This window comes from Bradyrhizobium mercantei, from assembly GCF_001982635.1.
GTDB classification, from domain to species: Bacteria; Pseudomonadota; Alphaproteobacteria; order Rhizobiales; family Xanthobacteraceae; genus Bradyrhizobium; species Bradyrhizobium mercantei.
In genome coordinates this window covers 561,822-574,883 of record NZ_MKFI01000005.1, presented here as the reverse complement: position 1 = coordinate 574,883, position 13,062 = coordinate 561,822, and the positions used below count along the sequence as shown (strand labels likewise).

11 protein-coding genes are annotated in these 13,062 nt (G+C 65.9%); 8 read left to right on the top strand and 3 right to left on the bottom strand.

Annotation, left to right across the window (positions count from 1 at the left end; translation table 11 throughout):
- Positions 1–357 precede the first annotated feature (357 nt).
- Together ptsP and prfA are read left to right on the top strand one after the other, a co-directional pair.
- Complete coding sequence (gene ptsP / locus BI327_RS25335) at positions 358–2,625, top strand: phosphoenolpyruvate--protein phosphotransferase (RefSeq protein WP_076863992.1); 2,268 nt, start codon at positions 358–360, stop codon at positions 2,623–2,625.
- 58 nt (positions 2,626–2,683) lie between these two features.
- Complete coding sequence (gene prfA, locus BI327_RS25330; protein WP_076863991.1) at positions 2,684–3,763, top strand: peptide chain release factor 1; 1,080 nt, start codon at positions 2,684–2,686, stop codon at positions 3,761–3,763.
- A gap of 22 nt (positions 3,764–3,785) precedes the next feature.
- On the opposite strand, the gene BI327_RS25325 is transcribed toward prfA, so the two are convergent.
- Both BI327_RS25325 and BI327_RS25320 read right to left on the bottom strand, forming a co-directional pair.
- The gene (locus tag BI327_RS25325) at positions 3,786–4,256 is read right to left on the bottom strand and encodes a MarR family winged helix-turn-helix transcriptional regulator (RefSeq protein ID WP_076863990.1); all 471 of its coding nucleotides are present in this window, start codon (positions 4,254–4,256) and stop codon (positions 3,786–3,788) included.
- Between the two features lie 130 nt (positions 4,257–4,386).
- Positions 4,387–4,875, bottom strand: coding sequence for a hypothetical protein (locus BI327_RS25320; protein ID WP_076863989.1), 489 nt, complete (start codon positions 4,873–4,875; stop codon positions 4,387–4,389).
- Positions 4,876–5,120: 245 nt separating this feature from the next.
- Here BI327_RS25320 and BI327_RS25315 point away from each other — a divergent pair, with 245 nt between their 5' ends.
- The 4 genes from BI327_RS25315 (at position 5,121) to BI327_RS25300 (ending at position 10,039) form a co-directional block, all read left to right on the top strand.
- Entirely contained in the window at positions 5,121–6,476 is a 1,356-nt protein-coding gene (locus tag BI327_RS25315; RefSeq protein WP_076863988.1) for a substrate-binding protein, read from the top strand.
- Positions 6,477–6,594: 118 nt separating this feature from the next.
- Positions 6,595–7,470 (top strand): branched-chain amino acid ABC transporter permease, encoded by an 876-nt coding sequence (locus tag BI327_RS25310; protein ID WP_076863987.1) that lies wholly within the window; start codon positions 6,595–6,597, stop codon positions 7,468–7,470.
- Positions 7,471–7,484: 14 nt separating this feature from the next.
- Positions 7,485–9,344, top strand: coding sequence for a branched-chain amino acid ABC transporter ATP-binding protein/permease (locus tag BI327_RS25305; RefSeq protein WP_076863986.1), 1,860 nt, complete (start codon positions 7,485–7,487; stop codon positions 9,342–9,344).
- Entirely contained in the window at positions 9,341–10,039 is a 699-nt protein-coding gene (locus BI327_RS25300) for an ABC transporter ATP-binding protein (RefSeq protein ID WP_076863985.1), read from the top strand. Before BI327_RS25305 ends, BI327_RS25300 begins: the two co-directional genes overlap by 4 nt.
- A 231-nt stretch (positions 10,040–10,270) precedes the next feature.
- Here the strand turns inward: BI327_RS25300 and BI327_RS25295 are convergent, their stop codons facing one another.
- Positions 10,271–10,696, bottom strand: coding sequence for an HIT domain-containing protein (locus BI327_RS25295; RefSeq protein WP_076864281.1), 426 nt, complete (start codon positions 10,694–10,696; stop codon positions 10,271–10,273).
- 105 nt (positions 10,697–10,801) lie between these two features.
- On the opposite strand from BI327_RS25295, the gene prmC reads away from it, so the two are divergent.
- Complete coding sequence (gene prmC, locus BI327_RS25290; RefSeq protein WP_076863984.1) at positions 10,802–11,692, top strand: peptide chain release factor N(5)-glutamine methyltransferase; 891 nt, start codon at positions 10,802–10,804, stop codon at positions 11,690–11,692.
- A gap of 484 nt (positions 11,693–12,176) precedes the next feature.
- Positions 12,177–12,950 (top strand): DUF4167 domain-containing protein, encoded by a 774-nt coding sequence (locus BI327_RS25285; RefSeq protein WP_076863983.1) that lies wholly within the window; start codon positions 12,177–12,179, stop codon positions 12,948–12,950.
- Positions 12,951–13,062: the final 112 nt, after the last annotated feature.

Genomic DNA, 13,062 nt, shown 5'->3' with positions numbered 1-13,062 from the left:
GACCTCTCATCCGTCTCGCATCTGTCGATGCGAGCCACCTTCTCCCACAAGGGGAGAAGGGAAGGCGGCTCCCCACCCCCGCCCCGGAGTTAGAATTTCTCTTAGCGGGCGCAGCATTGGGCTGACGCAGACGTTATTTGCTACTGGCAGGCGTTTTGCTTGGCAAAGCGAGCCTCGATTGGCTATACGGCCAGTCAGGTAGGCTGTCGCAAACTGTGGCACAGTTTAGTGATCCCGAATCGGCGGGAACTGGCGCGAGCGGCGACACCGAATGACTAAAATTGTTGTTTTTGACGAGATTTGCGCCAGCGGCCGGCCGCACCGGTGCGCCGGCCTCGTGGGGAGGGACTAAAGCACATGCGGAGCGCGTCGGGAGGCCCACGCATCCTGTTGAGACGGCTCCGCGAAACCATGGCGGAGCAAGTCTCCGCCCAGGAGCGCCTCGACAAGATCGTGGTGCTGATCGCGGCCAACATGGTGGCCGAGGTCTGCTCGACCTATGTGCTGCGCGTTGACAACACGCTCGAGCTCTACGCCACCGAAGGTCTGAACCGCGACGCCGTGCACCGCACCGTGCTGAGCGCGCATGAGGGCCTGGTCGGCCTCGTCGCCAGCGAGGCGACGCCGCTCAATCTGTCCGACGCGCAAAGCCATCCGGCCTTCGCCTACCGCCCGGAGACCGGCGAAGAGGCCTACCACTCGTTCCTCGGCGTGCCGATCCTGCGCGCCGGTAACACGCTCGGCGTGCTTGTGGTGCAGAACCGCGCCAAGCGCACCTATGTCGAGGAAGAGGTCGAGGCGCTGCAGACCACCGCCATGGTGCTGGCGGAGATGATCGCCTCCGGCGAGTTGGCCGCGCTGGCGCAGCCCGGCGCCGAGCCCGCCGCGCGGCACTCGCTGCACAAGACCGGCGCGGTGCTCTCCGACGGTATCGCGCTCGGCCATGTCGTGCTGCACGAGCCGCGCGTCGTCATCACCAATTACATCGCCGAGGACCTGCCGAAGGAGATCAAGCGGCTGGACACGGCGCTGGCGAACCTGCGCGCCGATCTCGACCGCATGCTGGAGCGCGGCGATGTCGCCGACGGCGGCGAGCACCGCGAGGTGCTGGAAGCCTACCGCATGTTCGCCAACGACCAGGGCTGGTCGCACAAGCTGCACGAGGCGGTCGCCACCGGCCTGACCGCGGAAGCCGCCGTCGAACGCGTGCAGTCCGATACCCGCGCGCGGATGCTGCGCTCGACCGATCCTTACTTGCGCGATCGTCTGCACGACCTCGAGGATCTCGGCCACCGCCTGATGCGGCAACTGGTCGGCCAGGATCATGCGCCGTCGCGCGAGCAGCTGCCCGACAACGCCATCCTGATCGCCCGCGCGATGGGCCCCGCGGCGCTGCTCGACTATGACCGCAAGCGGCTGCGCGGCCTGGTGCTGGAGGAAGGCACCGCCAATTCCCACGTCTCGATCGTGGCGCGCGCACTCGGCATTCCCGCGGTCGGCGAGGTGCCGAACGCGCCCGGCATCGCCGATCCCGGCGACGCCATCATCGTCGACGGCATCTCCGGCGAGATCTATGTCCGCCCCTCGACCGAGATCGAATCCGCCTACGCCGAGCGCGTCCGGTTCCGGGCGCGGCGGCAGGCGCAATATTCGGCGCTGCGCGACAAGGCCTGCGTGACCAAGGACGGCCAGCCGATCGAGCTTTTGATCAATGCCGGCCTGACCATCGACCTGCCGCATATCGACGACACCGGCAGCGCCGGCATCGGCCTGTTCCGCACCGAATTGCAGTTCATGGTGAGCCCGAACCTGCCGCGCTCGAGCGACCAGCTCGCGCTGTACCGCACCGTGCTCGACGCCGCCGGCGCCAAACCCGTCACCTTCCGCACGCTCGACATCGGCGGCGACAAGGCGCTGCCTTATATGGAGACCGTGGTCGAGGAAAATCCCGCGCTCGGCTGGCGCGCGATCCGGCTCGGCCTCGACCGCCCCGGCCTGCTGCGCGGCCAGATCCGCGCGCTGCTGCGCGCCGGCGGCGGCCGCGCGCTGAAGATCATGTTCCCGATGATCTCCGACATCGCCGAGTTCGACCAGGCCAAGGCGATCGTCGAGCGCGAGCTGACCTATCTGCGCCAGCACGGCCATTCGCTGCCCGAGCGGATCGATATCGGCACCATGGTCGAGGTGCCGGCGCTGCTCTACCAGCTCGACGAGCTCCTGAAGAAGGTCGATTTCGTCTCGGTCGGCTCCAACGATTTGTTCCAGTTCCTGTTCGCGGTCGACCGCGGCAACGCCAAGGTCTCCGAGCGCTTCGACATCCTGTCGGCGCCGATCCTGCGCGCGTTGCGCGACATCGTGCGCAAGGCCAAGACCGCGAAGAAGGCCGCCTCGCTATGCGGTGAGATGGCGTCGAAACCGATCGGCGCGCTGGCGCTGATCGCGCTCGGCTATCGCTCGCTGTCGCTGTCGGCGACCGCACACGGCCCGGTCAAGGCGATGATCCTCGACCTCGACGCCAAGAAGGCGGAGGCGATGATCAATCCGCTGCTCGACGCACCGGTCGGCAGCGTCTCGATCCGAGAGGCGCTGACGAAGTTTGCGGAAACCGAGGGGCTGGCCTTGTAGCGACGCTGCCGTCGCTTCCGCCGCCTCTTTCGCGCTTTCAGCAATTCGAGATACCGCCATGCTACCCGAAGCCAAACTCGACGTCCTGCTCGCCCATCACGCCTCGCTCGAGGCCGAGCTGCTCGGCGAGGTCAAGTCAGACCGCTACGTTGCGATCACGCGCGAGCTCGCCGAGCTCAATCCGCTGATCGATGCGGTGAAGCTCTATCGCTCGGCCCGGTCGGAGCTGGCCGACACCGAGGCGATGCTGGCCGATGCGGGCACCGACCCCGAGATGCGCAGCATGGCGGAGGCCGAGCTGGAAACCTTGCAGGCGCGGATCGGCGAGCTCGAGCAGAAGATCCGCGTCGCGCTGCTGCCCAAGGACGCGATGGACGACCGCAACGTGGTGCTGGAAATCCGCGCCGGCACCGGCGGCGACGAGGCCTCGCTGTTCGCCGGCGACCTGTTCCGGATGTACGAGCGCTTCGCGGCCTTGCAGGGCTGGAAGGTCGAAGTGATCTCGGCAAGCGAGGGCACCGTCGGCGGCTACAAGGAAATCATCGCCGAGGTGCAGGGCCGCGGCGCCTTCGCCAAGCTGAAATTCGAATCCGGCGTGCACCGCGTGCAGCGCGTGCCCGACACCGAGACGCAGGGCCGCATCCACACCTCGGCCGCAACGGTTGCCGTGCTGCCCGAGGTCGAGGATGTCGACGTCGACATCAAGGACACCGACTTAAGGATCGAGACCATGCGCGCCGGCGGCGCCGGTGGTCAGCATGTCAACAAGACCGAGTCGGCAATCCGCATCACCCATCTTCCGACCGGCATCGTTGTCATGATGCAGGACAGCCGCTCGCAGCACAAAAACCGGGCGTCGGCGATGAACATCCTGCGCTCGCGCATCTATGATGCCGAGCGTCAGCGCGTCGAGGCCGCGCGCTCCGCCGACCGCAAGGAGAAGGTCGGCTCCGGCGACCGCTCCGAGCGCATCCGTACCTACAATTTCCCGCAAGGACGCGTCACCGACCACCGCATCAATCTGACGCTCTACAAGCTGCCGCAGGTGATCGCGGGCGAGGCGCTCGGCGAATTGACCGATGCGCTGACCACCGAGCACCAGGCCGCGCAGCTCGCAGCACAGGGTGCGGCGGCGTAACAAGCGCCGCCGGAAAAGCCGTTCATGCCTCGTCGGGCTTCGGCGCAGACCGCAGCAGGCGGCGCAACGCCGGGCTCGCGGCGCGGCGGAGCTCCTCGATGTTCTTCTTCGAGATGGCCTGAAGCTTCTGCTCGCCCTTTGCCGTCAGCTTGAGCTGAACCCGCCGCGCATCCTCAGGATCGGTCACCCGGCTGATCAGCCCGAGCTTGGCCATGCGATTCATCAGCTCGACGGCGGAATGGTGCCGGATCAGCAGGAAGCGGGCGATATCGCCGACGGTCGGAGGGCCGGGCTCGACGAAGCCCTTGATCCCGAGCAGCGCCTGATGCTGCTGCGGCGTCAATCCGGCTTTCCGCGCCCCCTCCTCGCTGAACGCGAGAAACGTCCGCAACTCGTAGCGAAACTGCGCCAGCGCCGGGTAATCCACCGTCGCGGCCGCGGCATTGCGCTTCGCGGTTCCGACTGGCGTTCGTCGCTGCTTTGATGGAGGCATTCCGTCGTCCCGTTGCTCGCTCCGCCGGACGGCGGACGCGTGCGCGACGCTAGCAAGCCCGCGTCCGGCGGACCATCCTACCGGCGAGCTTTGCACTCATGTTTTCAACGGTTTGACGGCCGGGCGGAGATCACGGCTGCGGCCAGTGATCGTAGCTCGAGCTCAATATCTTCAAGAGCACGATCTGGAAGGCGACCGGAATCCGCGGGCTCCTGCGGCGGATCGACTTCTCGAGCGCCTCGGTGATCTCGCTCTTGGTGAGATGCCCGGCCGAGGCGCGCGCGACCAGATCGCCCCAGACCTCCGACAGCGATTTGCCGGTATGGTGCGGCGCCGGGATCGCGATCCCGCGCGCGGCGGCCCAATCGATGATCTCGCGCATGGTCTGCCGCCCGCAATTTCGTGCGGTCGCCAGATGGCGCGCAGTGAGCAGACGCAGCAGATCATCCGGCGGCGTCCAGCCCATTTTCGGCGGCACCTCGTCGAGCAGCTCGACCGAAAGTTCCTTCAGGACATTGACCGCGCGGATGCTCAGCCCGCCCGACGGCTCGGCGCCGCCGTCTCCGGCCGCGGCGTGCTCGGCGGTATTTGCGGTGCGACTTGAAGGCTCCTGGATCATCGCCCCCTCACTTACAGGACCGGCACCCGGGCGGTAAACCCTCGATACATCGTGAACCGATATTAATTCTATCGTAGGCCGATGTGATTCGACGAAAGGTGACATTGACTAAATATGCCGGTGGGGAATTGTAGCCATGACGGGCTGCCACATCGCAGCCGGCGCATCCTGCCGCCGATCGATCCGATCCGGCGACCAATGAACATGCGCGCCAACAATCAAATATAATTGGAGGATAGTAAGCGATGAGCACCAAGGATTTCCGGCCGGGCAGAACACTCAACGTCTCGCGTCGCACCCTGCTACAGGCCGGCGCAGGCCTGATCGGCGGCACCGTGCTGCCGGCCTCGATCGCAACGCGTGCATTCGCCGAGGACAAGCCGGCGATCGGGACGTTTCCCGCCGGCACTTCGGGCTCCTCGGCCTTCATCGGCATCTCGGTGCCGCGCACCGGCACCTATGCGGTGCAGGGCGAGGATGAATTGAAGGGCTACCAGCTCGCGATCGAGCACATCAACAGCGGCCACGATCTGATCAAGAAGATCTCGCCGAAGACCTCAAAGGGTGTGCTCGGCAAGGAGCTGAAGTTCGGCGTGGCGGATTCCGCGGCGAAGCCGAACGAGGCGGTGCAGGCGCAGCAGCGCTTCATCTCGGAGAACAAGGCGGTGATGATCACCGGCGGCACCTCGAGCGCGGTCGCGGTCGCGCTGAACAAGCTGGCGCAGCGCGAGAAGGTGATCTTCGTCTGCGGCATCTCCGGATCCAACGACACCACCGGCAAGGATTGCGTGCGTTACGGCTTCCGCCAGAACTTCTTCGGCCAGACCGCTGCCGCCGCGATCGCGCCGGTGCTGATCAAGCAGTTCGGCAAGGGCAAGAAGGCCGCCTATTTGACGCCCGACTACACCTACGGCCACACCGTCACCAAATCGATGCAGGACTTCCTCGCGCAGGCGGGCTGGACCACCGTCACCAACCAGGTGTCGCCGCTCGGCGCGCCGGACTATTCGTCGTACCTGCTCAACGTCGCGAATTCCGGCGCCGACGTGCTGATCAACGTCAACTGGGGCCACGACGCCGTGCTTTCGACGCAGCAGGCCAAGCAGTTCGGCGTGCTCGACAAGATGAAACTCGTGGTGCCCTACCAGGTGCCGTTCATCGCCCGCGAGACCGGTGGCCTGATGCAGGGCGTCTACGCCGCCACCGATTACTGGTGGACCATCGAGGACAAGTATCCGCTGGCCAAGATGTTCAACGAGACCTTCGAGAAGAAGTTCGGCTACAAGCCGGAATGGGGCGCCGAGAATGCCTATGTCAGCTTCGCGCACTGGGCCCGCATGGTCGAGGAAGCCGGCAGCTTCTATCCGCCCGATGTCATCAAGGCCTACGAGAAGGGCGAGACCATCCCCTCGCTGGTCGGCGACGTGCACTATCGTCCCGAAGATCACCAATGCGTCCGTCCCGTCATCATCGTCCGCGGCAAGATGGAAAAGGAGATGAAGAACAAGGAGGACTATTACGAGGTGGTCGAGATCGTCCCCGGCGACGGCCTGATGCAGAAGCCGGACGCGTTCGGCTGCCATCTCGGCGACTACACCTGATTCACGTGGGAAGACTCGGCGCCGTGGGCGGGGCGACCCGACCCGCGGCGCCGCTTTGTGTCGAACGCCAAGTCCAATAAGCGCCATGTCTATTAATCGGGCCAAGTGAACGCACGCCATGATCAACTGGCCAAATTTCGTTTCGCAACTCTTCAACGGGCTGGCACTCGGCGCGCTGCTCGCGCTGATCAGCTCCGGGCTGACGATCATCTATGGCACGCTCGGGGTGCTCAATCTCGCCCACGGCGCCATGTTCATGATCGGCGGCTACGCCGGATACGTGACCTATTCCTACACCGGCTCGTTCATCCTCGCGGTCATCGCGGGCTCGCTGTTCGTGATGGCGCTCGGGGTCGCGATGGAGCGGATCATCATCCGCCACTTCTACCATCGCCCGCATGAGGACCAGTTGCTGGTGACGTTCGGCCTCGGCATCTGCTTCGTCGAGATCGTGCGGCTGATCTTCACCAGCCAGTCGCAGGTGGTGCCGCCGCCGGCGCTGCTGCAAGGCATCACCTCGCTCGGCTTCCTGTTCTATCCGACCTACCGCCTCGCCGTGGTCGGCATCGTCGCGGTCGCGCTCGGCGGGCTGTTCCTGATCCTGTACCGCACCCGGCTCGGCATGATCGTGCGCGCCGGCATCGAGGATTCGGTGATGGTCGATTCGCTCGGCATCAACGTCTACCGCGTCTTCATGATCGTGTTCGGCATCGGCGCGATGGCCGCGGGCTTCGCCGGCATCATCAACGCGCCGGTGGTGTCGCTGACACCCGGTGTCGGCGACGACATCCTGGTCGAGACCTTCGTGGTGGTGGTGATTGGCGGCGTCGGCTCGTTTCCCGGTGCGATCCTCGGCGGGCTGATCGCCGGCGAGATCATCAGCGTCACCTCGATGTTCAACCCCGGTTACGCCTACGTCATGCTGTTCGCGGCGATGACGCTCGTGCTCGTGTTGCGACCGCACGGCCTGCTCGGCACGCAAGGCCGCGAATGACGACGGATTTTTAGATGCTGAAACAGCGCCCATACTTGATCGAATTCCTGACCGCCGCGGGCCTGATCCTCGCGCCCTTCGTGCTGCCGTGGCTCGGCTTCGCGCCCAACACGGTGAACCGGATCCTGGTCTGGGGCCTGTTCGGCCTCGGCTTCGACATCCTGTTCGGCTTCACCGGCCTGCTGTCGTTCGGCCAGTCGGCCTTCTACGGCACCGGCGGCTTCGTTGCCGCCTATCTCCTGACCCGCGCCGGCTTCCCCAACGTCGTGCTCGCGCTCGTCATCGGCATGATCGCGGCCGCAGCCGCCGGCTACCTGATCGGCCTGATCGCGCTGCGCCGCACCGGCATCTATTTCGCGATGATCACGGTCGCGATCGCCGAGGTGTTCTTCTTCGTCGAATTCAATCCGCTGTCGGACTTCACCGGCGGCGAGAACGGGCTGCCGGGCGTGCCGACCCCGAGCTTCAATCTCGGCTTCACCACGCTGCACTTCACCACCGGCTGGTCGCTCTACCAGTTCCTGGCGCTGTGCTACTTCATCGGCGTCGTGATCGCGCTGCGCATCGTGCGCTCGCCGGTCGGCGCCGTGTTCAGCGCGATCAGGGACAATCCGCTGCGCGCGACCGCGGTCGGCCACAACATCCACGGCTACAAGCTGACCGCCTTCGTGATCGCCGCCGCCTATGCCGGCTTCGCCGGCGGGCTGCTCGGCGTGCTGCAGGCCTTCATGCCGCCCGACGCCTTCACCTTCGACACCTCGGGCCAGCTCGTGATGCAGACCGCGATCGGCGGCCGCGGCACGCTGTTCGGGCCGCTGGTCGGCGCCGCGGTGTGGCTGTCGCTGCAGGACTTCCTGCAGGCGGCGCTCGGGCTCGGCGCGGCCTGGAAGCTCGTGCTCGGCATCGTGTTCGTGCTGCTGGTGTGCTTCCTGCGCCGCGGCATCATCGGCGGCCTCGCCGATCTCTATGGCCTGCTGACCGGGCAGCGCGGCACCCGCGAGCCGGACGAGAGCGAGCCGGAGGTGGTCGCCGTGGCAAGCACGCCGCACGCCGCGGTAGCCGCCGCTGCGCCGGCGCTTGCGCGGCCGCGGCCCGGGGGCAGCCCGTCCGGTCCGATCCTCCAGGCCAAAGGCCTGACCAAGCGCTACGGCGGCCTGCTCGCCAACAGCAACATCGATTTCACGGTCAATCACGGTGAGCTGCGCGGCATCATCGGCCCGAACGGCGCCGGCAAGTCGACCTTCTTCAAGATGCTGACCTGCGAGGTGCATCCGACCTCGGGCAGCATCGTGTTCGAGGGCCGCGACATCACCGGCATGAACGTCACCGACGTCTGCCAGCTCGGCCTGACCAAGAGCTACCAGGTCAACCAGCTGTTCGCCGGCCTGACCGTGCGCGAAAACCTCGTGATCGCGGCGCTGTCGGGGCTGCGCGGCAAGTTCAGGCTCGACCTGTTCCGCAGCATCGAGAGCATTCCCGGCCTGTCCGAGCGCGTGCAGCAGACGCTGGAGCTGGTCAATCTGACCTCGCGGCCCGATACGCCGGTGTCCGAGCTCGCCTATGGCGAGAAGCGGCGGCTGGAGATCGGACTGGCGCTCGCGACGTCGCCGAGCCTGCTGCTGCTCGACGAACCGCTGGCCGGCATGAGCCCGCGCGAACGCGTCGAGACCGTGAAGCTCCTGAAGTCGATCAGCCAGGGCCGCACCATGATCATCATCGATCACGACATGGATGCGCTGTTCGAGCTCGCCGAGCGCGTCACCGTGCTGCAGGAAGGCCGCGTGCTGGTCGAGGGAACGCCGGAAGAGATCAAGAACAATTCGACCGTCCAGGAAGCCTATCTTGGCGGCGTGCATGGAGTGCTCGCTGCATGAGCCTGCTCGAGGTCAACGGACTGAACAGCTATTACGGGGATTCCCACATCCTGTTCGACGTCTCCTTGCGCGTCGAGCGCAACGAGGTGGTCGCGCTGCTCGGCCGCAACGGCGCCGGCAAGAGCACGACGCTGAAGAGCCTGATGGGCGTCGTCACCCCGCGCCGCGGCTCGGTGAAGTTCGACGGGATCGATATCGCCGGCAAGAAGAGCCACAGAATCGCGCAGGCCGGCATGCAGCTGGTCCATGAGGAGCGCCGCATCTTCGGCAGCCTCAGCGTCGAGGAGAACCTCGTGATCGCAGGGCTGACCGCCTCGCAGCGCTGGCCGCTCGACCGCATCTACGAGATGTTCCCGCGGCTGCGGGAGCGGCGCGGCAACCGCGGCACGGACCTCTCCGGCGGCGAGCAGCAGATGCTGGCGATCGCGCGCGCGCTGGTGCGCGATCCCAAGATCATCCTGCTCGACGAGCCGTTCGAGGGGCTGGCGCCGGTGATCGTGCGCGACCTGATGAAGGCGTGCCGCGATCTCGCCGAGGCCGGACAGACCATCGTTCTGGTGGAGCAGAACCTCGCCGCGACGCTGGCGCTGGCGCAGCGCATCTACATCATCAACAACGGGCACATCGTCCACGAAGGCCCGGCGCAGGAGATCAAGGCCCAGCCCGACGTGCTGCAACGCTATCTCGGGGTGTAGAGCGAACCCGCCGCCGCGGGCGCGCGGCCAAAATATCGAAAACAACCCCATGCAAAGGAGCCGGCGGCTGCCGGCGTTCGACAAGGCGGCTTGACTCGTCGGGCAACTCAGGGATATATTTCTAATATTCCGAAATCGCGCGAACACCTCTCGCCCGCAACGGGCGTTTGCGGGGGAAGGAGCGCACCGCTTTCGCGGCTGCCTTTCGATCCAATCCCGTCATGCAGGCGTTCAGCCTGCCAGCGCCGCGATCATGCGCCTGGCATGATCGGCGAGCACGTCCATCTCCTCCTTGCGGGTCTGCGCCGGCAGCAGCGCGATGCCGGCCTTCACCGGCATCACATGCATATGCAGGTGGAAGACGACCTGCCCGCTGACGGGCTCGCTGAACTGCTGGATGATGATGCCGTCGGCGGCAAACGCCTTCATCGCGGCGATAGCGATGCGCTTGGCCGAGCGCGCCACCGCGGCAAGGTCGTCCTCCGCGATGTCGAGGATACCGCGCGCGGGCGCCTTCGGGATCACGAGCGTATGCCCGGGCGAGCGCGGCATGATGTCGAGAAACGCGAAGGTCCGGTCGGTCTCATGGACCTTGAAGCTCGGGATCTCGCCGCGCAGGATTTTTGCGAAGATGTTCTGGTCGTCATAACCCGTCATGGTCGCGCGTTCCGGATCGATCATTTGTGGCTTTGAGCGTGCGCGCCGGCAGCAAACGGCGCAAGCGATATCGACGCCGCATCGACCATCGGCTAACAACGCGCAATGAGCGCATCCGCCGAACATGGCAGCCAGACCGTCGAGAGTGCCCGGCGCACATTGGCCGCACGCCTCAAGGCGGCAGGCAGCGAGGCCGCCGAGCTCGATGCGCGGCTGCTGGTCGGCGCCGTGCTGGGGCTCGATCTGACCGGCATGGTCACCGGCGCCCGGCGCACGCTGACCAAGGACGAAGCGGATCGCGTCGAGGCCCTCGCGCGGCGCCGCCTCGCCGGTGAACCGGTCGCGCGCATTCTCGGCATCAAGGAGTTTTGGGGACTTTCGCTGCAGCTCTCCGCCGCGACGCTGGTGCCGCGCCCCGACACCGAGACCGTGCTCGAGCGCGCGCTCGAGCTGCTGCGCACCGACGGCGCTGCCGAGCGCGCATTGCGGATCGCCGATCTCGGCACCGGTTCCGGCGCGATCCTGCTGGCGCTGCTCTCGGAACTGCCCCACGCGCATGGCTTCGCGACCGACATCTCGGCGGAGGCGCTTGAGACCGCGAGCCGGAATGCCGCCGCGCTCGGACTGAGCGAGCGCGCGACATGGATCGAATGCGACTATGGCAGCGGACTGACCGGCGCATTCGACCTGATCGTGTCCAATCCGCCCTACATCCCCTCAGCCGACATCGCCGGTCTCGACATCGAGGTGCGCGCGCATGACCCGCGCGCGGCGCTCGACGGCGGCGCCGACGGGCTCGACGCCTACCGCGCGCTGATCTCGCACTGTGCGGGTCTTTTGACACCGGGTGGATTTCTGGTTGTTGAAATTGGACAGGGCCAAAGCGGCGACGTTGAAGCCCTGATGACGGCGTCCGGGTTATCCCCAACGGGGCCGCCCAAAGCCGATCTCGGGGGCGTCCCGAGGGCGGTTTCCGGCCGCCGGCTGCCCCGATAAAGTCCTATTGGAACGAAAAAAAACCTCTTGGATTATCCCCCGGGAACGACTACGTTCCGGCCACAACATCGGTGCTGGCCCCGTAACCTGTTACGGGTGATGACCAGGGTTCAGCAAGAGCCCGCCGATCGAAAGGTTCCAGGAACGCAGGTCTCATTGAGCGCAATAGCCGAAGCTGTGCTGCTCTCGACCGCCAAGCGAACGAAAGCCTGTTATTGCGCTTGAAGACTTACGCACGAGAACTGGGCCTGTCTCAACGGGCGGAATGATTTGGTCGCTGGCGCGTTTTGCCGGCGGTTGGGGAACGCGTCTTTGCTGAACGCGATGGTCGGCGACATCGAAGCCACTTCGAACGGTATTGCGATTCCGTGTGCCTAGGCGCGCGCCGAATCGGACTTTTGAGTATCGGACTTCTGAGAATCGCACTTCTGAGAAATCGGACTGTGGACTGCAATCACTTCAGGGCTGGAATAAAAGGCGACAGATGAGAAACGGTCAGAACAACAAGCGGATGCGCAACCGGAACAATAACAACAATAACAACAACAATAACCGGCGCGGCCAGAATCCCCTGACACGGGTGTACGAATCCAACGGACCCGACATCAAGATCCGCGGCACGGCCTCCCACGTGGCCGAGAAATACGTTCAGCTCGCGCGCGACGCACGCTCCTCCGGCGATCCGGTGGCAGCCGAGAACTACTACCAGCACGCCGAGCACTACTACCGCATCATCGCCGCCGCGCAGGAGCAGTTCCGGCAGAACCAGCAGCAGCCGCGCCCCGACGCCGAGCCGGTCGCGACCGAAGACAGCGACGACGACAGCGACGGCTATTCGAGCTTCGGCCAGGAGCCGGGCTTCGTGCCGCAGCAGCAGCAAACCTTCGTCCGCGAGAACGGCCAGCAGCCGTACCAGCGCGAGCAGCAGCAGCCGCGCGAGCATCGCGAGCGCGACCAGCAGCCGCGTGAACATCGCGAACGCGAGCATCGTCCGCAGCCGCAGTATCAGCCGCAGCCGCAGAACCAGCCGCAGCCCGTGATGGCCGACGCCGGCGGTGTCGATCGCCTGCCCTCGTTCATCACCGGCGGCGCGCAGCCGCAGGTCAACGGTGGCACCTATGAAGCCAACAATGGCGGCGCAGAACGTGGCGAACGCAGCGAGCGCTTTCCGCGCCGCCGCCGCCGTCCGCACGGCCCGCGTGCCGACATGGCGGCGCAGCCCGCGCCGAGCGACGACTTCAATCCGGGCAACGAGTAACGCGCACGTGCAGCCACCCTCCCCTGGAGGGGGAGGGTCGTTGCGCATGAAGCGTAGCGGGGTGGGGTGATCTCTCCAATCGGGCTCTGCCCGTGTTGAGAGATCACCCCAC

What these genes read in the sequence shown, in the direction of transcription:
- ptsP (WP_076863992.1), top strand. Translation starts at nt 358, where the DNA reads ATGCGGAGCGCGTCGGGAGGCCCACGCATCCTGTTGAGACGGCTCCGC.
- prfA (WP_076863991.1), top strand. Translation starts at nt 2,684, where the DNA reads ATGCTACCCGAAGCCAAACTCGACGTCCTGCTCGCCCATCACGCCTCG.
- BI327_RS25325 (WP_076863990.1), bottom strand. Translation starts at nt 4,256, where the DNA reads ATGCCTCCATCAAAGCAGCGACGAACGCCAGTCGGAACCGCGAAGCGC.
- BI327_RS25320 (WP_076863989.1), bottom strand. Translation starts at nt 4,875, where the DNA reads ATGATCCAGGAGCCTTCAAGTCGCACCGCAAATACCGCCGAGCACGCC.
- BI327_RS25315 (WP_076863988.1), top strand. Translation starts at nt 5,121, where the DNA reads ATGAGCACCAAGGATTTCCGGCCGGGCAGAACACTCAACGTCTCGCGT.
- BI327_RS25310 (WP_076863987.1), top strand. Translation starts at nt 6,595, where the DNA reads ATGATCAACTGGCCAAATTTCGTTTCGCAACTCTTCAACGGGCTGGCA.
- BI327_RS25305 (WP_076863986.1), top strand. Translation starts at nt 7,485, where the DNA reads ATGCTGAAACAGCGCCCATACTTGATCGAATTCCTGACCGCCGCGGGC.
- BI327_RS25300 (WP_076863985.1), top strand. Translation starts at nt 9,341, where the DNA reads ATGAGCCTGCTCGAGGTCAACGGACTGAACAGCTATTACGGGGATTCC.
- BI327_RS25295 (WP_076864281.1), bottom strand. Translation starts at nt 10,696, where the DNA reads ATGACGGGTTATGACGACCAGAACATCTTCGCAAAAATCCTGCGCGGC.
- prmC (WP_076863984.1), top strand. Translation starts at nt 10,802, where the DNA reads ATGAGCGCATCCGCCGAACATGGCAGCCAGACCGTCGAGAGTGCCCGG.
- BI327_RS25285 (WP_076863983.1), top strand. Translation starts at nt 12,177, where the DNA reads ATGAGAAACGGTCAGAACAACAAGCGGATGCGCAACCGGAACAATAAC.